At 67.6% G+C, this 21,867-nt stretch carries 19 protein-coding genes and 1 tRNA gene; 9 read left to right on the top strand and 11 right to left on the bottom strand.

The annotated features are described in order from the left end of the window. The first annotated feature begins 93 nt into the window (after nucleotides 1–93). The gene (locus ATO6_RS15695; protein ID WP_088624971.1) at nucleotides 94–1,512 is read left to right on the top strand and encodes a TrkH family potassium uptake protein; all 1,419 of its coding nucleotides are present in this window, start codon (nucleotides 94–96) and stop codon (nucleotides 1,510–1,512) included. Between the two features lie 26 nt (nucleotides 1,513–1,538). Here the strand turns inward: ATO6_RS15695 and glp are convergent, their stop codons facing one another. Genes glp through trpD form a run of 5 tightly spaced genes read right to left on the bottom strand, consistent with a single transcriptional unit; the run spans nucleotide 1,539 to nucleotide 5,706 of the window. Next, on the bottom strand, nucleotides 1,539–2,714 hold the full coding sequence (gene glp, locus ATO6_RS15690; RefSeq protein WP_088624970.1) for a gephyrin-like molybdotransferase Glp: 1,176 nt from the start codon (nucleotides 2,712–2,714) through the stop codon (nucleotides 1,539–1,541). Continuing rightward, complete coding sequence (moaC, locus tag ATO6_RS15685; RefSeq protein WP_088624969.1) at nucleotides 2,711–3,187, bottom strand: cyclic pyranopterin monophosphate synthase MoaC; 477 nt, start codon at nucleotides 3,185–3,187, stop codon at nucleotides 2,711–2,713. The genes glp and moaC overlap by 4 nt, the downstream gene beginning before the upstream one ends. Further along, nucleotides 3,187–4,011, bottom strand: a complete 825-nt coding sequence (gene trpC / locus ATO6_RS15680; RefSeq protein ID WP_088624968.1) for an indole-3-glycerol phosphate synthase TrpC — start codon at nucleotides 4,009–4,011, stop codon at nucleotides 3,187–3,189. The genes moaC and trpC overlap by 1 nt, the downstream gene beginning before the upstream one ends. A gap of 6 nt (nucleotides 4,012–4,017) precedes the next feature. Beyond that, the gene (locus ATO6_RS15675; protein WP_088624967.1) at nucleotides 4,018–4,683 is read right to left on the bottom strand and encodes a uracil-DNA glycosylase; all 666 of its coding nucleotides are present in this window, start codon (nucleotides 4,681–4,683) and stop codon (nucleotides 4,018–4,020) included. Between the two features lie 3 nt (nucleotides 4,684–4,686). Then, nucleotides 4,687–5,706 carry an anthranilate phosphoribosyltransferase gene (gene trpD / locus ATO6_RS15670; RefSeq protein WP_088624966.1) on the bottom strand — a complete coding sequence of 340 codons (1,020 nt, stop codon included), beginning with the start codon at nucleotides 5,704–5,706 and terminating at the stop codon, nucleotides 4,687–4,689. 249 nt (nucleotides 5,707–5,955) lie between these two features. Between trpD and ATO6_RS15665 the strand changes: the two genes are divergently transcribed. Beyond that, nucleotides 5,956–7,719, top strand: coding sequence for a divergent polysaccharide deacteylase family protein (locus ATO6_RS15665; RefSeq protein WP_088624965.1), 1,764 nt, complete (start codon nucleotides 5,956–5,958; stop codon nucleotides 7,717–7,719). 275 nt (nucleotides 7,720–7,994) lie between these two features. Here ATO6_RS15665 and ATO6_RS15660 read toward each other — a convergent pair whose 3' ends face one another. The 3 genes from ATO6_RS15660 to ATO6_RS15650 all read right to left on the bottom strand — a co-directional run bounded on the left by ATO6_RS15660 (nucleotide 7,995) and on the right by ATO6_RS15650 (nucleotide 11,882). Next, nucleotides 7,995–9,833, bottom strand: coding sequence for a SurA N-terminal domain-containing protein (locus ATO6_RS15660; RefSeq protein ID WP_088624964.1), 1,839 nt, complete (start codon nucleotides 9,831–9,833; stop codon nucleotides 7,995–7,997). Between the two features lie 118 nt (nucleotides 9,834–9,951). Then, on the bottom strand, nucleotides 9,952–11,124 hold the full coding sequence (locus ATO6_RS15655; protein ID WP_088624963.1) for an aminotransferase: 1,173 nt from the start codon (nucleotides 11,122–11,124) through the stop codon (nucleotides 9,952–9,954). Between the two features lie 176 nt (nucleotides 11,125–11,300). Continuing rightward, nucleotides 11,301–11,882: a TetR/AcrR family transcriptional regulator gene (locus ATO6_RS15650; RefSeq protein WP_088624962.1), complete on the bottom strand. Its 582-nt coding sequence runs from the start codon at nucleotides 11,880–11,882 to the stop codon at nucleotides 11,301–11,303. 51 nt (nucleotides 11,883–11,933) lie between these two features. Here ATO6_RS15650 and ATO6_RS15645 point away from each other — a divergent pair, with 51 nt between their 5' ends. Beyond that, on the top strand, nucleotides 11,934–12,380 hold the full coding sequence (locus tag ATO6_RS15645) for a VOC family protein (RefSeq protein WP_088624961.1): 447 nt from the start codon (nucleotides 11,934–11,936) through the stop codon (nucleotides 12,378–12,380). Between the two features lie 143 nt (nucleotides 12,381–12,523). Here the strand turns inward: ATO6_RS15645 and gpt are convergent, their stop codons facing one another. From gpt to fabI, 3 genes are all read right to left on the bottom strand, one after another. Beyond that, nucleotides 12,524–13,030, bottom strand: a complete 507-nt coding sequence (gene gpt, locus ATO6_RS15640; protein ID WP_088624960.1) for a xanthine phosphoribosyltransferase — start codon at nucleotides 13,028–13,030, stop codon at nucleotides 12,524–12,526. Between the two features lie 105 nt (nucleotides 13,031–13,135). Continuing rightward, a complete protein-coding gene (locus ATO6_RS15635) occupies nucleotides 13,136–13,735 on the bottom strand; it encodes a LysE family translocator (RefSeq protein WP_088624959.1) in 600 nt (199 codons plus the stop codon). A 4-nt stretch (nucleotides 13,736–13,739) separates the two neighbouring features. Further along, nucleotides 13,740–14,558, bottom strand: coding sequence for an enoyl-ACP reductase FabI (gene fabI / locus ATO6_RS15630; protein ID WP_088625186.1), 819 nt, complete (start codon nucleotides 14,556–14,558; stop codon nucleotides 13,740–13,742). Between the two features lie 98 nt (nucleotides 14,559–14,656). Between fabI and pdxH the strand changes: the two genes are divergently transcribed. The 6 genes from pdxH to ATO6_RS15600 all read left to right on the top strand — a co-directional run bounded on the left by pdxH (nucleotide 14,657) and on the right by ATO6_RS15600 (nucleotide 21,607). Continuing rightward, entirely contained in the window at nucleotides 14,657–15,262 is a 606-nt protein-coding gene (gene pdxH, locus ATO6_RS15625) for a pyridoxamine 5'-phosphate oxidase (RefSeq protein WP_088624958.1), read from the top strand. 48 nt (nucleotides 15,263–15,310) lie between these two features. Then, on the top strand, nucleotides 15,311–15,847 hold the full coding sequence (locus tag ATO6_RS15620) for a cold-shock protein (RefSeq protein ID WP_088624957.1): 537 nt from the start codon (nucleotides 15,311–15,313) through the stop codon (nucleotides 15,845–15,847). Nucleotides 15,848–15,853: 6 nt separating this feature from the next. After that, the gene (locus ATO6_RS15615) at nucleotides 15,854–16,321 is read left to right on the top strand and encodes a DUF192 domain-containing protein (RefSeq protein ID WP_088624956.1); all 468 of its coding nucleotides are present in this window, start codon (nucleotides 15,854–15,856) and stop codon (nucleotides 16,319–16,321) included. A gap of 43 nt (nucleotides 16,322–16,364) precedes the next feature. Continuing rightward, a tRNA-Pro gene (locus ATO6_RS15610) sits at nucleotides 16,365–16,441 on the top strand. 121 nt (nucleotides 16,442–16,562) lie between these two features. Further along, the gene (locus ATO6_RS15605; protein WP_088624955.1) at nucleotides 16,563–17,375 is read left to right on the top strand and encodes a TauD/TfdA family dioxygenase; all 813 of its coding nucleotides are present in this window, start codon (nucleotides 16,563–16,565) and stop codon (nucleotides 17,373–17,375) included. Between the two features lie 551 nt (nucleotides 17,376–17,926). Further along, complete coding sequence (locus ATO6_RS15600) at nucleotides 17,927–21,607, top strand: vitamin B12-dependent ribonucleotide reductase (protein WP_088624954.1); 3,681 nt, start codon at nucleotides 17,927–17,929, stop codon at nucleotides 21,605–21,607. Nucleotides 21,608–21,867: the final 260 nt, after the last annotated feature.

The following is a 21,867-nucleotide window of genomic DNA, read 5'->3' as shown; positions in this document are numbered from 1 at the left end:
AATCCGGCGGCGCGGTAATTTTGACGCGCCCCCCTGTCCAATCCCGCCGGGTTGCGCCATGTAGTGCGCCTGAGCCAATACGGCGGGCGGGACATGCCATTCGTCCTTTTCATCAACGGGGCCCTTCTGGGCGTCATGGCGCTGGCCATGGCCCTGATCGCGGCGCTGTTCCCGGAAACCCGGCCGGAGTTTCTGGAAGGTGCCATGCTGGCCGGTCTCCTCGGGGCGGCCATCTGCCTGTCGGTCGTGAACCGCCTTGGGCCACCGCGCCGGGTGCATGCCTTCCTGCTGACCGCGAGCGTCTGGATCACCGGAGCGACGGCGGGCGCGTTTCCCCTGTGGATCTGGTATCTCAGCCCCACCGACGCGTTCTTCGAGGCGATGTCTGGCATCACCACCACCGGGGCCACGATCCTGTCCGGCCTCGACACGATGGAGCCGGGGGTGCTGATCTGGCGGGCCCTGCTGCAGTGGATCGGGGGGATCGGCTTCATCGTCACCGGCATCGCCTTCCTGCCGATCCTGCGGGCCGGGGGGATGCAGCTGTTCCGCACCGAAAGCTCGGAAACCGGGGACAAGGAACTGGCCAGCGCCGCGCGGTTCGCGGGCGCGACGGTCTGGGTCTACCTCGGGCTGACGGGGGCCTGCGCCTTTGCCTACGAGCTGGGCGGGATGACCCCGTTCGAGGCGGCGGCCCATGCGCTGGCGACGGTTTCGACGGGGGGCTATTCGACCTCGGACGCGTCGTTCGGGCATTTCGACAGCGCGTTCCTGCAGTGGTCGGCGGTGGTCTTCATGCTGGCGGGCGGGCTGCCCTTCGCGTGGTACATCCGCCTGATCTATGGCCGCCGCGCGGTCAGCGAACAGGTGCGGGCGATCCTGATCTTCTTTGCCGTCGTGATCCTGTCGATGTCGATCTGGCTGTCCCTGTCGCACCGGATCCCGCCGTTCGAGGCGCTGCGGCTGGTGGCGTTCAACGTCGTCTCGGTCGTCACCACGACGGGCTTCGCAACGACGGACTACACGCTCTGGGGGCCGTTCGCGGTGGCCGTCTTCTTCTTCCTCACCGCGCTCGGCGGCTGCACCGGCTCGACCTCGGGCGGGGCCAAGGCGATGCGGTGGATCATCCTCGCCCGGTCGGTGCGCCACTACGTCCGCATGATCCGCGCGCCGCACCGGGTCGACGCGATCCGCTACGAGGGCCGGGCGGTGGCGCCCGATGTCGTGCAGGGCGTGCTGGTGTTCTTCACGCTCTACACCGCGACGATCGGGGCGCTGGCGGCGGTGCTGGCGCTCTACGGGCTGGACATGGACACAGCGATCAGCGGGGCGCTGACCAGCGTGGCGAACGTGGGGCCGGGGGTCGGCGGGGTCATCGGGCCGGCGGGGAACTACGCGCCGCTGCCGGACGGTGCGAAATGGGCGCTGGCACTGGGCATGTATGCCGGGCGGCTGGAGCTGATGACGGTTTTCGTGCTGTTCATGCCCGCGTTCTGGCGCGAGGTGTTCTGAGGGGTTCGCCCGGACCGGGCGACCACCTAGCGCGCCAGGAGGTAGGGCACCGTCGCACCCGCCTCGAGCGCCGGGGCGTTCGGTTCGCGGATCAGGAAGCAGTCGGCACGTGCCAGCACGGACAGCAGCGCGCTGTCCTGACGGTCGAAGGCGCGGATGCCGTCCGGGGTCATCTCGGCCCGCATGTAATGCGTGCGCGGCCCGTTCGCGGCGACGGGGGCGGCGAGGCGGGTGTGCTCCGGCGCGAGGCCGGCGGCAGGCAGTCCGAGCATCGCGCGGATGACGGGGCGCAGGAAGACATGGCCGCAGAGCATGGCCGAGACCGGGTTGCCGGGCAGACCGATCATCGGCGTGCCGTTCAGCCGTCCCGCCATCAGCGGCTTGCCCGGGCGCATCGCCACTTTCCAGAACTGCCGGTCGAGGCCCATGTCGGACGCCACCTTGCCGACGAGGTCGTGATCGCCGACCGACGCGCCGCCGATGGTGACGATCAGGTCCGCGCTTTCGGCCAGCGCGAAAGCGTGGCGCAGGCTGGGTTCGTTGTCGCGGGCGGCGGGCAGCAGACGCGCCTCGGCCCCCTCGGTCTCCAGCAGCGCCTTCAGGCCGAAGCTGTTCGAGGCGACGATCTGGTCCGGCCCCGGTTCCTCGCCCGGCATGACCAGCTCGTCGCCGGTGGCGATCAGGGCCACCGCAGGGCGGCGGGTCACGGTCAGGGCGGGGTGGTTCATCGCGGCGGCCAGCGCGATGTCGGCGGGGGTCAGGCGACGGGGCGCGGCGATCCGGTCGCCGATGCGGAAGTCGCCGCCTGCGGCGCGGACATGGGGGCCTTCGTCCAGCGCGTCGGTCAGGCGGATCGTGTCGCCGTCGCGCTCCGTATCCTCCTGGATCACCACGCGGTCCGCGCCCTCGGGCATCGGCGCGCCGGTGAAGATGCGGACGGCCTCGCCCGGCCCGACCTTGCCTGCGTGGCGGGCGCCGGCGGCGGCCTCGCCGATCACGCGGAAGGTGGCGCCCGGCACCGCCTCGGCGGCGATCACGGCGTATCCGTCCATGGCGGAGGCGGCGAAGGGCGGCTGGTCGCGGCGGGCGACGATGTCTTCGGCCAGAACGCGGCCCGAGGCGCGGGTGAGGGGCACCGTTTCGGACCCCAGCGGGGTGACGAGGCCGAAGAGACCGGCCAGCGCCTCCTCGACCGAGATCACCGTGCGGCCTCGTAGCGGCCGGACTTGCCGCCGTCCTTCAGCAGGACGTGGATGCCGCCGATCTCCATCCCCCGGTCCACGGCCTTGGCCATGTCGTAGACGGTCAGCAGCGCCGTCGAGACCGAGGTCAGCGCCTCCATCTCCACCCCGGTCTGGCCGGTGGTCTTGACGGTCGCCTCGGCGCGGACGCCGGGCAGGTCGGGGTCGAGTGTCAGTTCCACCGCGACCTTGGTGATCGGCAGGGGATGGCAGAGCGGGATCAGGTCCGCCGTCCGCTTGGCCCCCATGATCCCCGCCAGCCGCGCGACGGACAGGACGTCGCCCTTCTTGGCGCGGCCTTCAGCAATGATCTCAAAGGTCTCGGGCAGCATCCTGATCCATCCACCGGCGACGGCGACCCGGTCCGTTACCGCCTTGTCGGTGACGTCGACCATGTGGGCGTCGCCCTTGCCGTCGAAATGGGTCAGCGGCATCAGAGACCGCCTCCCATCCCCGGATTGGCGGGGGGCACGTCGAGCAGCGCCTTGGTGGCGGTGGCCACGTCGTCCTGCCGCATCAGGCTTTCTCCGATCAGGAAGCAGCGCGCGCCGTAGCGGGCGAGATCGGCGAGGTCGGCGGGGGTGGAGAGCCCGCTTTCGGCGACGATGATCCGGTCCTCGGGCACCATCCGCGCCAGCCGCCGCGTGGTGTCGAGCGTGGTCTCGAACGTGCGCAGGTCGCGGTTGTTGATGCCGATCAGGCGCGACTTCAGCAGCGCCGCGCGTTCGAGTTCCTTGTCGTCATGGACCTCGATCAGAACGTCCATGTCCCACGCGAAGGCCGCCGCCTCCAGCTCCGCCGCCTGCGCATCGCTGACCGAGGCCATGATGATCAGGATGCAGTCCGCCCCGAGCGCGCGCGCCTCGGCCACCTGGTAGGTGTCGTACATGAAATCCTTGCGCAGCGCCGGCAGGTCGCAGGCTTCGCGTGCGGCGGTCAGGAAGCTCTTGTCGCCCTGGAAGGAGGGCGTGTCGGTCAGCACCGACAGGCAGGCCGCGCCGCCCTCGGCATAGGCGCGGGCCAGGGCTGGCGGGTCGAAATCGGGACGGATCAGGCCCTTGGAGGGCGAAGCCTTCTTGATCTCGGCGATCAGGCCATAGCCCTGCCGCGACGCCTCGTGCAGCGCGTCGGCAAAGCCGCGCACGGGCGAGGCCTCGCGCGCCTCGGCCTCGACGGCTTCCAGCGGCTTGGCGGCCTTGTCCGCCGCGATCTCGTCCAGCTTGTAGGCCTTGATCCGGTCCAGCACGGTTTCGGTCATGATACCTCACGCCCCGTCGGGGTCGGTCCAGTTGATGTCTTTTTCGCCCCTTGCTGTAAGCCACTTGTTCACCGATGAAAATGGCCGCGACCCGAAAAAGCCGCGCCGGGCGGAGAGCGGCGAGGGGTGGGCGCTGGCGAGGATCAGGTGATCGTCGCCGGTGATCGCATCCCGGAACTTCTGCGCGTGGCCGCCCCACAGGACGAAGGCGCGGGGGCGGTCGGACAGGCGCTGGAGGACCTGCCGGGTCAGCCGGTCCCAGCCGAGCTTCGCATGGCCGCCGGCCTCGCCCGCAGGGACGGAGAGGGCGGTGTTCAGCAACAGCACACCCTGCCTTGCCCAGAACCTGAGATCGCCGTTCGGCGGGGCCGCGCCGAGATCGTCCTGCATCTCGCGGTAAATGTTGCCAAGCGACCGGGGCAGGGGGCGCACGTCCGGTTCGGCGGAGAAGGCAAGGCCATGCGCATGGCCGGGCGTGGGGTAGGGATCCTGCCCGAGGATGACGGCCCGCACCGCGTCGGGCTGCGCGGCCTCCAGCGCGGCAAAGCGCTGGTGGTCGGGCGGCAGGATGACGCGCGTCTCGGCGGCGAGGCGGTCGCGGATCGCGGGCAAGTCACGGGCGAAGAACGGCAGGTCGGACCACGCGCCGAGGGTCGGGGGCAGGTCCGGCACGGCCTATTTGCCCGAGGTGACCCGCGCCAGCCCCTCGACCTTTTCGCGGGCGCGACCGCTGTCGATGCTCTCGCGCGCCATCGCGACGCCCTCGCGCAGGTCGGCTGCCGCCTCGGCGACCACCAGTGCTGCCGCGGAATTGAGCAGCACGGCGTCGCGATAGGCGGAGGCCGCCCCGTCCAGCAGGGCGCGGAACGCGCGGCCGTTCTGTTCGGGCGTGCCGCCGACGATGTCCTCGAACGGATGCACCGGCAGGCCCGCGTCCTCGGGGTGCAGTTCGACCTCGCGGACCGAGCCGTCGCGTTCCAGCGCGGCGACCCAGCTGATGCCGGTGATAGTCAACTCGTCCGTCCCGTCCGAGCCGTGGACAAGCCACGCGTGTTCGGACCCGAGCGCGCCCAGCGTCTCGGCCATTGGCCGGATGATCGCGCGGGAGAACGCGCCGGTCAGCTGGCGCTTGACGCCCGCGGGGTTGGTCAGCGGGCCGAGGATGTTGAAGATCGTCCGGGTTGCCAGCTCGGTCCGGGTGGGCATGACATGGCCCATGGCCGGGTGGTGCATGGGCGCCATCATGAAGGCGATACCGACCTCTTTCAGCGCCCTTTCAACGACATTCGGGCCGACCATCACGTCGATTCCCATCTGGGTCAGGGCGTCCGCCGCGCCGGATTTCGACGACAGGTTGCGGTTGCCGTGCTTGGCAACCGGCACGCCCGCGCCCGCCACGACGAAGGCGGCGGCGGTCGAGATGTTCAGCGTGCCCTTGCCGTCGCCGCCGGTGCCGACGATGTCCATCGCGCCTTCGGGCGCGGTCACGGCGTTGCACTTCGCGCGCATCGCGGCGGCGGCGGCGGCGATCTCGTCCACGGTCTCGCCCCGCGTCCTGAGCGCCATCAGCAGGCCGCCGATCTGGCTGGGTGTCGCTTCGCCTGCGAACAGGATGTCGAACGCGGCGCGGGCCTCTTTCCGGGTCAGCGAGCGTTCGGCGGCGGCGGCGATCATCGGCTTGATGGCGTCACTCATGTGCGGTCTGGTCCCCTGGCCGGTAAAATGCCGGTCTTTTGATTGGCCGTGGGCACTGTGCAGTCGCCCATCTTGTGGTAAGCTGCGCCGAATACGCAAGCCCCGGTGAGCAGCCTGTCGCGGGTGCGGCAGGTGCGGGGCGGGACATACATGCTCCGACCCCGTGCGGGCCGTCAAGGCCGGACCGGGGTGGTGCTGGGGAATATCGCCGGGCGGCGGAACGCCCGCAGAGCAAGAGGCGCAGCGCACGTGAACCGGGGATTCATTTCGGGACTATTCTGGGGAGTCATCATCTCCTTCCTCCTGCTGGCGGTGGTGTCGCTGAACGGAACGCTGCCGGGCGACGCGCCCCCCGCGACCGGGCAGGCGGATGTCCCGCCGGGATCCCAGTTCCACCAGTCGCGCGAGGACGCGCCGGCGGCCCTTCCCGGCGCGCAGGCTGTCAGCAAGCCGCCCGAGGCCGCAAGCCCCGCCGCGCCCGAGCCGGACGGCACCGAAGCGGTCGGCAGCGCCGCCAAGGCCCCCGGCGTCCGGCCCGAGACCGGGGCCCCCGAGAGCACCCTGACTGCTACTCCGCCCGCCGCCGGTGACAGTGGTGCGCCCGAAGCGCCTGCAGTGGCCGAGGCGCCGGTTCAGGCCGTGCCGGCCGATGGCGCACCGGACGCGCCCGCGGGCGAGACGGAACCGGTGCTTGTCACCGAATCCGCCGCGCCGCCGTCCCCGCCCGCCGCAAGCGCCGAAGCGCCGGTCGCACAGGCGGTCCCAACCGCCGAGGATCCCTCCGCCGGCTTCCCGATGGGCGACCTGGTCGCCGCCGCCGAAGCGCCGCTGGCCGTGCCGGGAACCGATGGCACGCCGCAGCCGCCCGCCGCGGGGCAGGACATGCCCGCGATGCCGGGCGAAGTGACGGCCGAAGCCGCGCCCGACGTGCCCGCCACGGTCGAAACGCCGGTCGCCGAGGAGGCCCGCGCCGCCGTCGAAACCGCGCCGGAAGCGCCGCGGCCCGAGGCCACGCCCGACGCCAGCCCTGCGCCGGAGGCCGCGCCCGCCCCCGAACCTGCCGCAGTGGCCGAGGCGCCCGCCGACGGGCAGGACGCCGCGGAACAGGACAGTGCGCCGGTCGATACCGCCGCGGCGGAGGCCACGCAGGGCGATGCGTCGGCCCAGGGCGCGATCCCCGGCCGTCCTGCCGGGCGCCTGACCGAACGGGGCGGCGACACCCGGCGCGGATCGCTGCCGTCGATCGGGCAAGACCAGCCCGCCGGAACCGAGACGGCCGCACCTGCCGAAGCGATGCCCGCGGCAGACGACCCGAGCCTGCCGCCGATCCGGCGCTATGCCGCCGCGTTCAGCAATCCCGAGGACAAGCCGCTGATGTCGATCGTCCTGATGGACGACGGCACATCGGCGACCGATGCGACGGTGCTGTCGGGCTTTCCCTATCCCCTGACCATCGCCGTCGACGCGGCATGGGACGGCGCGCCCGAGGCGCTCGCCGCCTACCGGGCCGCCGGGTTCGAAACCGCTCTGCTCGGATCGCTGCCTGAGGGCGCGCAGCCACGGGACGTGGAGACCTCGCTGGAATCGTGGTTCAGCGCGCTGCCCGAAGTGACCGCGGTGGTCGAGAAACCCGGTCTGGGCCTGCAGAAATCGACCTCGGTGTCGACGCAGCTCGCCTCGGCGCTGATGCAGTCGGGCCGGGGGCTGGTGCTGTTTCCCAACGGGTTTGACACGGCGCGCAAGCTGGCCGTGAAGGTGGGCGTGCCCGCCGCGACCGTGTTCCGGGATTTCGATTCGGACGGGCAGGACGCCGACGTGATCCGCCGTTTCCTCGACCATGCCGCGTTCCGCGCGGGGCAGGAGGGGGGCGTCATCATGATCGGCCGCCTGCGCCCCGAAACGATCCAGGCGCTGCTGGTCTGGGGGCTTCAGGACCGGGCCAGCCGGGTCGCGCTCGCGCCGATCTCGGCGCTGCTGCTGGACGGGGCCGGGGCGGACGGCGGCGACGGCTGAGCGCCCGGAGGTGGTTGTGAGACAGGCGGCGGAGAGGGGGACCTGTCCGCCGTTTCTTTTTGTGCCTTCGATGAACACGGCAGGACCGCGCGAGGCGTGTCCTTGCCGCGAACGCTGCGGCGGCCGTTGGCGTGCCTTCCCCGTATCGGAAGCTGACCCGCTACTCAGGCACAACGCGGTTCGGGGATCGTGAGGGCAGGGCGGCAGGCAAAGAAAAACGGCGGAAGGGTGATCCCCTCCGCCGTTTTCTCGTTCTGCCGGTGTCCGTGCCGATGTCAGCGGAAGTTCGCGTGGACCGCGTTGAGCGCCGACTGGTCGATGTTCACGCCCAGCCGGGTGCGGATATCGGATGCGACGGCGCGGAACAGGTCCTGCCCGACGCTCTGCGAGGCCGCGTCGGTGATACCGCCGGTCAGCTCCGCGACCTGCGGGTCGTCCTCGGAGGGCGGCAGGATTTCGTCCAGACGGAACAGCTGCACCCCGCCGAAGCCCTCGGTCGTGGCAACCTCGCCCGGTTGCATGGTGAAGAGCTGTTCCACCATGGCCCGTGGCGCGCCGAGCGCGGAACCCGCGCGGGTCAGCTCCTCGGTCTGCGGCTCCAGCCCAAGGGATTCGAAGGTGGCGGCCTCCTGCAGCTGTGCACGCAGGGTTTCCGCCCTGGTCCGCAGCCGGGCCATGGTTTCACGGTTCTCCCACCCCGCGCGGACGCGGCTGGCTTCTTCCTCGTAGGGCGAAGGTTCGGCATCCAGCGTGCCGTCCAGCCGCATGGCGACGAGGCTGCCATCATCAAGCTGCTGCAGTTCGGGATAGGCGCCGTCCTCGAGTGCGGCGGCAGCGGTGTCGAAGCCGTCATAGGCCGCGACGCCTTCGCCAAGCCCTTCGTACCAGTCGATGGTGCCGAGCTGCATGCCGGATTCCTGCGCCAGGTCCTCCAGCGTCGCGCCACCGGCCAGCAGGTCCTCGATCGCCTCGCGCTGGCTGTCCACCTGACGGCGGGCCCGGTCGGCGACCAGATCGTCGCGCACGATGGCGATGGCGTCCTCATGGGCGGTGGTCTGGGCCGGGAAGATGCCGTTGATGCGGAACAGCGCGGGCCCGAGGTCGCTGGGCAGCGGGCCCACGACCTGACCGCTTTCGGCGGCAAAGATTTCGGCCCCGGCGGAACCGAGTTCGGGTTCCGTCACATCGCCAAGGTCGACATCCGACAGCGACAGGCCGCGTTCCTCGACCAGCGTGTCGAAATCCACCTCGCCCGAGTCCAGCCGGTCGCGCGCGGCCTGCGCGGTGGCCTCGTCGGAAAAGATCAGCCGTTCGACCAGACGCCGCGCCGGACGTTCGAATTCGGCGCGCCGGTCCTCGTAGGCGCGGCGCAGCGTGTCCTCGTCGATCTCGACCGCGTCCAGCACCATTTCGGGCGAGAGCAGCGCATAGGTGATCTGTTTGCGTTCGGGGATCATGTAGCGGTCGAGGTTTTCGTCGTAGAAGGCGCGCAGCTCTTCCTCGGTCGGTTCGGGCAGCGGCGCGTCGAGGCTGTCCTGATCCAGTTTGACCCAGCTGACTTTGCGCTTTTCCGTCACGTAGTTCAGGATCGTCGCGGAATAGGCGGCGGGCATCTGGATACCGGAAACGACGGCGCTCTGCAGGATGGTGCGCGCGGTTTCCTCGCGCAGGCGGTCCTCGAACTTGCCGTCGGACATGCCGATCCGGTCCAGCGCGGCGGCATAGGCGTCACGGTCGAAATTGCCGTCCAGCCCCTGGAACGCGGGGATCTGGCGCAGCTGTTCGGCCAGCGTAGCGTCGCCCACCGAAATGCCGAGGCGTTCGTTCTCCGCATCGAAGGCGCGGTTGGTGATGACCTGCGACAGCGTCGCCTCGACCAGACCCATCTGTTCGGCATCCTCGAAGGACAGCCGCTGGCCGGTCTGCGCCTCGATCGCGCGCAGTTCCTCCTGCAGGGCGCGGGCATAGGCATCGACGTCGATGTCCTTGCCGCCGACCGAACCGATCGAGGTGATCTGGCCCGAGAAGTTGGTCACGCCGAAGCCTCCCAGCCCGACGATGAGTAGCGCAATGACTATCCACAGCGCTGCCTGTCCCGCCTTCTTCGCCGCCATTGCGTGCTCCCCTTGCTGTCCTGCCTGTTCCGGTTGGCGATGTCTAATGCGCGCGGGCCCGTGTCACAAGCCTGCGTCGCCGCCGGGCCCGAAGTTGACGGTGGTCAATTCCGCGCGATCAGGGGGCGAAACCCGCCAGCCGGTCGATCAGCCGCCCGATCCCCGCGACGTCGACGTTGGCGAAGGCGATGCGCAGTTGCCTTGCGCCTGCCGGATCGCCGGGCGGCGTGAACATGGTGCCGGGCAGCAGCAGCACGCCCGCCTCGGCCACCAGCCGCTTGGCCAAGACGTCCGAGGGGAGGTCGAACGGATGCTCGACATAGGCGAAATAGGCGCCGCAACCGAGCAGGCGCCAGCCTTGTGCCGCGAGAGGGGCGAAACCGGATTCGACAGCGGCGCGGCGGGAGAGGGTCTCTTGCCGTTCGCCTGCCAGCCATTGCGAGAGGTTGCGCATCCCCCAGAGCGCCGCGAACTGGCCGATCTGGGCGGGGCAGATGGTGACGGTGTCGAGGAATTTCTCGACCTCGGCCAGCCGCTCGGCGGATGTCACCATCGCGCCGACGCGGTGGCCGGTCAGGCGGTAGGCCTTGGAGAATGAATAGAGCTGGATCAGCGTGTCCGACCAGTCGGGGTCGGTGAACAGGTCGTGCGGGGCCTGCGGCGAGGAGTGGAAGTCGCGGTAGGTCTCGTCGAGGATCAGCGCGATGCCCGCATCGCGGCAGAGGTCGTAGAATCCGCGCAGCACCGCGGGCGGGTATTCGACTCCGCCGGGGTTGTTGGGGCTGACCAGCGCGATGGCGCGGGTGCGGGGCGTGATCAGTGCGCGGGCGGCGGCCGGATCGGGGATCAGGCTGTCGTCCGTGGGCAGCGCGACGGCCACGGCGCCGGCCATGTCGAGCCACATCTTGTGGTTGAAATACCATGGGGTTGGGAGAATGACCTCGTCCCCTTCGGCGGTCAGCGTCTCGATTGTCGCGCAGAACGCTTCGTTGCAGCCCGAGGTGATGGCCACCTGTCCCGGCGTGACCGCGCCGCCATATGCGTCGGACCATTGCGACGCGATTTCGCTGCGCAACTCCGGCAGTCCCAGGACGGGGCCATAAAGGTGCGCCTGCGGTTCCTCCATCACCAGCCGCGCCATTTCGCGGCGGAGCGGTTCGGGGGGGACTTCCACCGGGGCGGCCTGGCTCACGTTGATGAGCGGGCGGTCGTTCGTGAAGGTCACGCCCTCGAGCCAGCGGCGCGCCTCCATCACCGGGGGCGGGAAGGTGGTGGCGGTGCGGGCGGTCATCGGCGTCTCCGGATGGGCATCGGTCCTGCGTCGGTCTTACGTCGGTATCATGGCGGTGCCAATGTCGGTGTTGCGACGGGCGGGGCCCGTCGCGCGGGTTGCGCCGCTTTCGGGCATCGAGCCCGAACGCGGCGGCCTCCGGCGGGAGTTTTCCCGGCCAGATGAAGCGGGTGGGGTCAGCGCGACGGGAAGATGCGCGCGGTGACCGTCTCGGCCAGCGTCGCGTCGAGCGGCTGGTGTCCGGCGAGCAGGCGGAAGAAGACCGGGCCGTAGATCATGTCGAGCAGCGTCTCCATGTCGTCCTGCGGCGGCAGGAGGCCGGTGGCGATGGCGCGGGTCAGGATGGCGCGGCCGGCCTCGCGGCTTTCGAAGATCACGCGGTTGCGGAAGGCGCGGGTGAATTCGCTGTCGGGATCGGCGGCGGCGAGGGCCTGCGCGATCTGGCGACCGCGGGTCGAGGCGAAGGCCGCGCAGATCCGGGTCAGCTGATCGGTCAGGGCGCGGTCCGGGGGCAGGTCCGGTTCGGGCGCGGGATCCGGGGCCTCGTCGATCAGGGCGGCGAGTGCGAGGTCCTGCGCGTTGGCCCAGTTGCGGTAGATGGTGGGTTTGCCGACCCCCGAGGCCTGAGCGACCTTTTCCATGGTCAGGCGGCCAAAGCCGTCCTGCAGCAGGATGGCGCGCGCGGCGGAAAGCGCCTTGCGGCGGGCAGCGGCCGAGGGCGGGCGGCCGCGACGGGGTTTCTCCGGGTCTTGACTCATTTTCTTTACTGATCGTAACGTAAATAAAATTCACCGGCAAGGAGGATCGGCATGGACCGTGACCAGACCCTTACCCCGTATCTTGTCGCGCGCGGCGCGGCGGAGGCGATCGGTTTCTACGTTGCCGCCTTCGGCGCGCGGGAGCTGTTCCGGATGACCGATCCCGGCGACGGGCGGATCGGCCATGCGGAGGTGGAAATCGGCGGATCGGTCTTCTATCTTGCCGACGAATACCCCGATTTCGGCGCGATCGCCCCGGACACGCTGGGCGGGACGGCGGTGTCGTTGCATCTGCGGGTCGGGGATTGCGACGCGGCGACGGCGCGGGCCGAGGCGGCCGGGGCACTGGTGCTGAGGCGGCCCAAGACGCAGAGTTTCGGGGATCGCAACGCGGTGGTGCAGGATCCGTTCGGTCACCGGTGGTTCCTCGGGCAGGTGGTCGAGGACCTGCCGCCGGAGGAGATGCAGCGTCGGTGGGAGGCGGAGACGGGCGGCTGACGCCCGTGATCGCGGTCAGCGGGGAGGGGGGCTGTCTGCCCCCCATCGGCCCGTGCCGGGCCGATTCCCCCCGAAAGTATTTCAGACCAGAAGAAGCAGGGGACCTGCGCGAAATGACTTAGGCCGGGCGGGTGAGGCGGGGGTCAGTCGGATCCGCGATAGGGTTTGACGTATTGCATCGCCATGTCCCAGGGGAAGAAGATCCACGTGTCCTGGCTGACCTCGGTGATGAAGGTGTCGACCTGCGGACGGCCCTGCGGCTTGGCGTAGACTGTCGCGAAATGCGCCTTGGGGTAGAGGCGGCGGATCAGTTCCAGCGTCTTGCCGCTGTCGACGAGGTCGTCGACGATCAGGATGCCGGTGCCGTCGCCCATCATTTCCGCGTCCGGCGCCTTGAGGACCTTGGCGTCCATCTGGGCCTGGTGGTTGTAGCTTTTCACCGAGATCGTGTCGACGATGCGGATGTCGAGTTCGCGGGCCACGATCATCGCGGGGGCCATGCCGCCGCGCGTTACGGCGACCACTGCCCGCCATGCGCCGTCGTCGGGGCCGTGCCCGTCCAGCCGCCATGCCAGCGCGCGGCTGTCGCGGTGGATCTGGTCCCAGCTGACGTGAAAGCCCTTTTCGTGCGGCAGTAGGGTCTCGGGCATGGGTCTGTCTCTCCTGTCCCTATGCAGTGCTTGCGCCGGGTACGGTCCGGCGGATGGCGGGTCTGATAGCCCGTGCGGGGCGGTCCTGTCGAGTGAATGCGTGCCTCATGCGGCGACCTTGACGGCAAGGAGGCCCAGGACCCCGGCCGTAATCCGGTCGATCCGCGGCTTGAGCGCGAGGTAACGGCGGGCGACGGCGCCCGAACTCATCACCAGCACGATGGCGGGCTGGACAACCAGCTCGACCACGAACTGGTTCAGCGCGATGAGCGCCTTGTCCGCGGCGGAGAGGTCGGGCGGGAAGATGACCACGATCACGGCGGCGGCGAAAAGGACCGACTTCGGATTGCCGAGATTGACCAGCAGCCCGTTGAGGAAGGCGCTGCGGGTGGAGGGGCCGCCGGCGGGGCTGACCGGATCGGCGGCGTGTTTCCATGTCTGCCAGGCGAGACGGATCAGGTAGGCCGCGCCGAAGAGCTTAAGCGCGAGGAAGAGGGCGGGGAACAGGCGGAACAGCGCGTCAAGGCCGAGAAGCGCGGCCACCGTCCAGAGCACCGCCATGACGACGAGGCCCATGGCGGTGGCAAGGCCGGTGCGGCGGCCATGCACCAGCGTGGTGCGGATCGAGTAGAGCAGCGAAGGGCCGGGGCTGGCTATGGCCGCCAGCAGGGTGAGGTTGAACGCGATCAGGTGCGCCGCGTCCAAGAGGTCAGTCCCCCTGGCCGCCCTTGTGGATGTCGGGAGCGTCGACGGCCTTCATGCCGACGACGTGATAGCCCGCGTCGACATGCAGGTTCTCGCCCGTGGTGCCCGAGCCGAGGTCCGACAGCAGGTAGAGCGCGGCCTTGCCGACCTCTTCCTGCGTGACGTTGCGGCGCAGGGGCGAGTTCAGCTCGTTCCACTTCAGGATATAGCGGAAGTCGCCGATGCCCGAGGCCGCGAGCGTCTTGATCGGTCCGGCCGAGATCGCGTTGACGCGGATGCCGTCCTTGCCCAGATCCTCGGCCAGATACTTGACCGACGCCTCGAGCGCGGCCTTGGCGACGCCCATGACGTTGTAATGCGGCATCACCTGTTCGGCGCCGTAATAGGTCAGCGTCACCATGGAACCACCCGGCTTCATGAGCTTTTCCGCCCGCGCCGCGACGGCGGTGAAGCTGTAGACCGAAACGTCCATCGTCATGACGAAATTGGCGCGGCTGGTGTCGACATAGCGGCCGCGCAGTTCGTTCTTGTCCGAGAAGCCGATGGCATGAACGAGGAAGTCGAGCCCGCCCCATGCCTCGTCGATCCCGCGGAAGCAGGCGTCGATCGACTCTTCGTCCGAGACGTCGCAGTCGAACAGCTGCGTGACGCCCAGTTGCGCCGCAAGCGGTTCGACCCGTTTGCGGAACGCGTCGCCCATATAGGAGAACGCCAGTTCTGCCCCGGCATCGGCGCAGGCCTGCGCAATGCCCCAGGCGATGGACTTGTCATTGGCCAGGCCCATGATCAGCCCGCGCTTTCCTGCCATCAGGTTGTTTGACATCGGACGCACCCCGCCTGATCTTTGCTTTCGTGCAAATCCTTTAGGCGATTGGCATCAGGTCATCAAGGCCGGGCTGGTCCCGGCGGCACGGAGGTCACATGGCAGACAGGGACGGGATATTCGCCGGGGAGGATCCGTTCGCGATCGCCCGCCGGTGGCTGGCAGAGGCCGAGAAGACAGAGGTGAATGACCCCAATGCCATTGCTCTTGCAACAGTAGACAAGGCGGGTTTGCCCAATGTCCGTATGGTTTTGTTGAAAGAAATTGAAGCTGAGGCTTTCGTTTTCTATACGAATTACGCTAGCGTAAAGGCGCAGGAGATCGAAGGCACGGGGATGGCCGCTTTCGTGATGCACTGGAAAAGTTTGCGCAGGCAGATCCGGGTGCGTGGCACGATCACGCGCGAGGAAGGTACCCAGGCAGATGACTATTATTCTTCGAGATCGCTCAAGTCGCGGCTCGGAGCCTGGGCATCGAAGCAGTCCCGACCGCTTTCTTCGCGGGGGGCACTTATGGCCGAGGTCGCAAAGGTGACCGCGGCCCATGGGCCCGATCCTGCGCGTCCCCCGTTCTGGGGCGGGTTCCGGCTGTCGCCGGTTGAAATTGAGTTCTGGGCCGACGGTGCATTCCGGTTGCACGACAGGTTCCGTTGGGTAAAGCGGGAGGAAACAATGGGTTGGGACGTGGAAAGGCTCTACCCGTAATGTGGCTCTTTCATTAGACCGGTCGATAACACAGGGCTGGGTGAATACGTGTTCGACAAGAAGGGCGTTACGAGGGTCAGGGGTGTTGTGAAATGGTTTGATGTGGGCCGTGGGTTTGGGTTCGTCGTCGGTGATGATGGCGGGCCTGATATCCTGTTGCACATCAACGTGCTCCGGAACTTCGGGCAGAGTTCGATCGCCGACGGCGCAAAGGTGGACATTACCGCGCAGCGCACCGACCGCGGTGTGCAGGCGCTCGAGATCCACGCGATCGACGCGCCGCGTCCCGCCGGGCCCGCGACGCTGGCGGATTTTCAGGAAATCGACGAGTCTCAGCTCCGCGCGCTTCCACTGGAGCCCGCGCGCGTTAAATGGTTCGACAAGGGCAAGGGCTTCGGCTTTGCCAATGTGTTCGGGAGTTCGGACGACGTGTTTCTGCATATCGAGGTTCTGAGGGCCTCCGGCCTTGCCGACCTGTCGCCGGGCGAGGCGATCGCGATCCGCCAGATGGACGGTCGCCGGGGCAAGATGGCGATGGAAGTCCGCCAGTGGGAAGCCGCGCTCGAACCCGAGCCGGAGGTTTGAGGCGCGATGCGGACCCTGTTTGCCTCGGTGCTGTTCCTGTTCGGGCTGGTTTCCGCCACCGCAGCCGCCTGTCGCCCTGACGTGGTTGAGCTGCGCGGCGACTGGGGCAACGCCCGTTTCCGTGTGGAACTGGCTGAAACGGCGGGGGAACGGTCGCAGGGCCTGATGTACCGCGAAGAGATGGCCATGGGGGCGGGCATGCTGTTCGTCTATCCCGCGCCGCAGGCCCGGATCGCGTTCTGGATGCGCAACACGCTGATCCCGCTGGACATGCTTTTCTTTGACGCCACCGGCACCCTGCAGAAAATCCATGTCAACGCCGTTCCCGGTGACGAGACCATGATAGATGGCGGGACGGACATCCAGTACGTGCTCGAGATCAACGGCGGCGTCGCCCGCGATCTGGGCATTACGGTCGGCAGCCTGTTGCGCAGCCCCTCCATTCCCGCCGAGTCCGCCGCCTGGGCATGTTAGGCCTTTTCAACCGGGCGCACTGGCGGTAAGCACCGCCTCGGTCCGGGGCGTGGCGCAGTCTGGTAGCGCACCTGTTTTGGGTACAGGGGGTCGTGAGTTCGAATCTCGCCGCCCCGACCATCCTCCTTTCCATTTGCACCCATTCATCACGCGCGATCACGTCGCCGTGATATTTGCGGTTCCCTCAACGCGATCCGTGATCTAGACTGTTCAGTATAGTTCTGATGTGGAGACGGTTTTCATGTCTCAATTTGATCTCGATACAGCCCTTTTGAACGGGGTTCTGGCCGGAGATGCCGAAGACCGGGCGCGGTTCGCGCAGGACGTGACGGCACGGATCGCTGCAGATGATTTCTTCGTCCTGCCACTGGCCCGGCATTGTGATGGATACGAGAGCTTCAAGGCGGCCTGCATGGCCATCGCCGAAAGTCTTGGCCAGCCGATGGTCCAGAACGAGGCGGGGGATCGCGTGATCGAGGTCTACGACCGCAACGTCGGCCGGATCGAGGATGGCGCGCGGTATCACCAGACGCGGCAGGGTGGCGACATCCACACCGACAGCGTCAACCGGCCCGAGCCGATGCGCTTCCTGATTCTCGCCTGTGCCTCGCCCGCCTTTCTGGGCGGCGAGTCGATCCTGATCCGCGGCGACGAGATACTGGCGGCCATGCGGCGCATCCCCGGCGTGTTGGAAACACTTTCACAGCCCTTCTTCTTCGAAGGGCGCGGCATGACAGCGGAGCCGGAGCTGTTCCGCATGCCGGTCCTGAGCGAGACCACCGATGGGCCGTCCTTTCGCTACCTGCGTCCATATATAGAGAGCGCACATCGCCGGGCGGGCCAACCGGTCACGCCGGAGCAGACCTATGCCTTTGACGTGCTCGACGCGCACCTGGAGCTGTCCGAGCTGCAGCACCGGGTGACGCTCGAGCAGGGGGACCTGCTGATCGCGGATGACACGCGTGTGTTCCACGGGCGCACCAGCTTCATCGACGGGACAATTCCGGGTGGCTGGACCAGCGGGCGCTGCATGCTGCGGTATTGGATCGAGTGATCCCCGGGCGCTATCCGATGCCTGTGGACGAATCCTGAGCCACTACATCTAGGGCGTTAACCTTCGCGTAACACACATTGTGGGGTCAAAAAGCAGGCAATCGGCGTTCTTCGGGTGCTGGAAAGCGCCTCCGGAGGAGGCATGCAAAGGGTCTGCCGGAATGCGGGAACGGCGTTGCAGGAATCGCTGGTTCGCAGAAAACGATGACAAAACAAACGGTTTCGCGCGGACGCCTGACCGGACTCGGGCGGGGGTCTACAACAGGCAGCGCGTCAAGAAGATTTTGCTACAAAATGTTGTTGACCCTCACCGGTGATTTACCTCAGATTGTGATGGTCGACGGGGGCTACCACCAAATCTAGTGGCCCAAGAGAGCGGCAGGGGACAGTAACGAAACTCACCACTTCGGACCGGTTTCACCGGGCTTCGGCGACCACCACCGCCGGGGGACAGACCTTGCACGCCCTCGCGTCGGCACGAAACACTCCGGTCCGGCAAAACGCCGGAACAGGCGCGGACCGGGAGAGCGACAAGATCATGGGGCCGTTTCAATGAAGATCGAACGCAAATTCACCAAAGCCGGGCAGGATGCTTACGCGGCGCTGGACTTTGTCACCACCACCTCGGAAATCCGCAATCCGGACGGGACCATCGTGTTCCGCAACGAGGCCGTCGAGGTTCCCGCCAAGTGGAGCCAGGTCGCATCCGATGTGATCGCACAGAAATACTTCCGCAAGGCGGGCGTTCCGGCCGAGCTGAAGCGCGTGAAGGAAGAGGGCGTGCCCGAGTTCCTGTGGCGCTCGGTCCCGGCTTCGGCCAAGACGGAAATGGGCGGCGAAACCTCGTCCAAGCAGGTCTTTGATCGCCTTGCCGGCGCTTGGGCCTACTGGGGCTGGAAGGGCGGCTACTTCACCACCGAAGAAGACGCGCGCGCCTATTACGACGAAATGCGCTACATGCTGGCGGCCCAGATCGCGGCCCCGAACAGCCCGCAGTGGTTCAACACCGGCCTGCACTGGGCCTACGGCATCGACGGCCCGTCGCAGGGTCACTACTACGTGGATTACAAGACCGGTGAGCTGACCAAGTCGGCCTCGGCCTACGAACACCCCCAGCCCCACGCCTGCTTCATCCAGTCCGTCGCGGACGACCTGGTGGGCGACGGCGGCATCATGGACCTGTGGGTGCGCGAGGCGCGGCTCTTCAAGTATGGCTCGGGCACCGGCACGAACTTCTCCTCGCTCCGTGCGGAGGGTGAGAAGCTGTCGGGCGGCGGCAAGTCGTCTGGTCTGATGGGCTTCCTGAAGATCGGCGACAGGGCGGCGGGCGCGATCAAGTCGGGCGGGACGACCCGGCGGGCCGCTAAGATGGTGATCGTGGACGCCGACCACCCCGATATCGAAGAGTACATCAACTGGAAGGTGAAGGAGGAGCAGAAGGTCGCTTCGATCGTCGCCGGCTCCAAGATGCACGAAAAGCAGCTGAACGAGATCTTCGCTGCCATCCGCACCTTCGACGGCTCCGAAGCGGGCGCCTACGATCCCGCCGAGAACCCGGCACTGAAAAAGGCGATCCGCGCGGCCAAGTCCTGCGCGATCCCCGAGACCTATATCAAGCGGGTCCTCGACTACGCCAAGCAGGGCTATGCCAGCATCGAATTCCCGACCTACGACACCGACTGGGACTCCGAGGCCTACGCCACCGTTTCCGGCCAGAACTCCAACAACTCGGTCCGCGTGACCGACGCCTTCCTCAAGGCCGTCGAGAACGATGAACCGTGGGAACTGATCCGCCGCACCGACGGCAAGGTCGCCAAGACCATCAAGGCGCGCGAACTGTGGGAACAGATCGGCCACGCCGCATGGGCCTGCGCCGATCCGGGCATCCAGTACCACGACACCGTCAACGCATGGCACACCTGCCCCGAGGACGGGGCGATCCGCGGCTCGAACCCGTGCTCGGAATACATGTTCCTCGACGACACGGCGTGCAACCTCGCCTCGATGAACCTGCTGACCTTCCTCAAGGACGGCAAGTTCCAGGCCGAGGACTATATCCACGCCTCGCGTCTGTGGACCGTCACGCTGGAAATCTCCGTCCTGATGGCGCAGTTCCCGTCCAAGGAAATCGCGCAGCTCAGCTATGACTTCCGGACGCTGGGCCTGGGTTATGCGAACATCGGCGGCCTGCTGATGAACATGGGCTACGGCTATGACTCCGACGAGGGCCGTGCCCTCTGCGGCGCGCTGACCGCGATCATGACCGGCACCTCCTACGCCACCTCCGCCGAGATGGCGGGCGAGCTGGGCGCCTTCTCGGGCTACGAGCGGAACGCGGACCACATGCTGCGGGTCATCCGCAACCACCGCAACGCCGCCTACGGCGCGACGGAAGGGTACGAAGGGCTGGCCGTCAAGCCGGTGCCGCTGGACCACGCCCGCTGCCCCGACTCCTCGCTGATCGACCTCGCGATGTCGGCATGGGACAACGCCCTGAAGCTGGGCGAGGCCTATGGCTACCGCAACGCACAGGCCACCGTGATCGCGCCGACCGGCACGATCGGGCTGGTGATGGACTGCGACACCACGGGGATCGAACCGGACTTCGCACTGGTGAAGTTCAAGAAGCTCGCCGGTGGCGGCTACTGGAAGATCATCAACCGCTCCGTCCCGACGGCGCTTGAGGGGCTGGGCTACACCTCGACCCAGATCGACGACATCATCGCCTACGCCGTCGGCCGCGGCACCCTGTCGGACGCACCGGGCGTGAACCACACCGCACTGGTCGGCCACGGCTTCGGCGCGGCGGAACTGGAGAAGATCGAGGGCGCGCTGGCTTCGGCCTTCGACATCCGCTTCGTCTTCAACCAGTGGACCCTGGGCGAGGCGTTCTGCACCAAGACGCTGGGCATCCCGGCGGCCAAGCTGAACGACCCGACCTTCGACCTGCTGCGTCACCTCGGCTTCTCCCGCCGCGACATCGACGCCGCGAACGACTACGTCTGCGGGACGATGACGCTGGAAGGCGCGCCGCATCTGAAGACCGAGCACTACAAGGTCTTCGACTGCGCCAACCCCTGCGGCAAGAAGGGCAAGCGGTTCCTGTCGACCGACGCGCATATCTACATGATGGCCGCGGCGCAGAGCTTCATCTCGGGCGCGATCTCCAAGACGATCAACATGCCCAACAACGCGACCATCGAGGATTGCCAGAAGGCGTATGAGCTGTCCTGGTCCCTCGGCGTCAAGGCCAATGCGCTCTACCGCGACGGCTCCAAGCTGTCGCAGCCGCTGGCGGCCGCGCTGGTTGAGGATGACGAAGAAGCGGCGGAAGTGCTGGAAACCGGCACCCCGCAGGAAAAGGCCACCGTTCTGGCCGAGAAGATCGTCGAGAAGATCGTCGTCAAGGAGATGATCCGCAGCCACCGCGAGAAGATGCCGGAGCGCCGCAAGGGCTACACCCAGAAGGCGGTCGTCGGCGGGCACAAGGTCTACCTGCGGACCGGCGAGTATGCCGACGGGACGCTGGGCGAGATCTTCATCGACATGCACAAGGAAGGCGCTGGCTTCCGGGCGATGATGAACAACTTCGCCATCGCGGTCTCGGTCGGTCTGCAATACGGGGTGCCGCTGGAGGAGTTCGTCGACGCCTTCACCTTCACCAAGTTCGAACCCGCGGGCATGGTGCAGGGCAACGACAGCATCAAGAACGCGACCTCGATCCTCGACTACATCTTCCGGGAACTGGCAGTCAGCTACCTCGACCGCACCGACCTGGCGCATGTGAAGCCGGAAGGGGCGTCCTTCGACAGCCTCGGCGGCGGTCAGGCCGAGGAAGGCGTGTCGAACGTCTCCGAGATCAGCGAGAACGCGGCGCGGGCATCGCTCGACGTGCTCAAGCAGATCAGCTCCACCGGCTACCTGCGCAAGCGGCTGCCGCAGGAACTGGTCGTCCTGCAGGGCGGCGCGTCGATGGGGGCCACGGCCCTGACCGGGACGGACCCGGTCGCCGCGCTCCGGACGCTGGTGCCTGAAACGGCGATTTCGCCGATGGCGTCTGCGGGCGGCAGCACCGCGATGGCATCGGGCACCGTGTCGCTGGACGCGCGGACCAAGGCCAAGATGCAGGGCTACGAAGGTGAAGCCTGCGGCGAATGCGGCAACTACACGCTGGTGCGCAACGGCACCTGCATGAAGTGCAACACCTGCGGCGGCACGAGCGGCTGTAGCTGAGCGAATTCCGGGGGGCGGTGGTTCCGCCCTCCGAAAGACACGGACCGAACCGCAGGCAGAAACTCGGGCGGTACGGAACTACGGGTTCGGTTCGACACTCAAGGGGCGCCACGTGCGCCCCTTTTTTTGCCAATTCTGGGGATGCGGTCTGGATCACCCGGCGAGGAAATATTTCTGTGAACGTGCTCGTTTGGACACAGAAAAAAAATTGCAAATGTCAATTATGATCTACCTAACCCGCACGCGTGGGGCGCGCAAGT

The organism is Oceanicola sp. 22II-s10i, from assembly GCF_002210105.1.
Classification (GTDB): domain Bacteria; phylum Pseudomonadota; class Alphaproteobacteria; order Rhodobacterales; family Rhodobacteraceae; genus Pseudooceanicola.
This window is presented reverse-complemented; position numbering and strand designations above follow the sequence as displayed.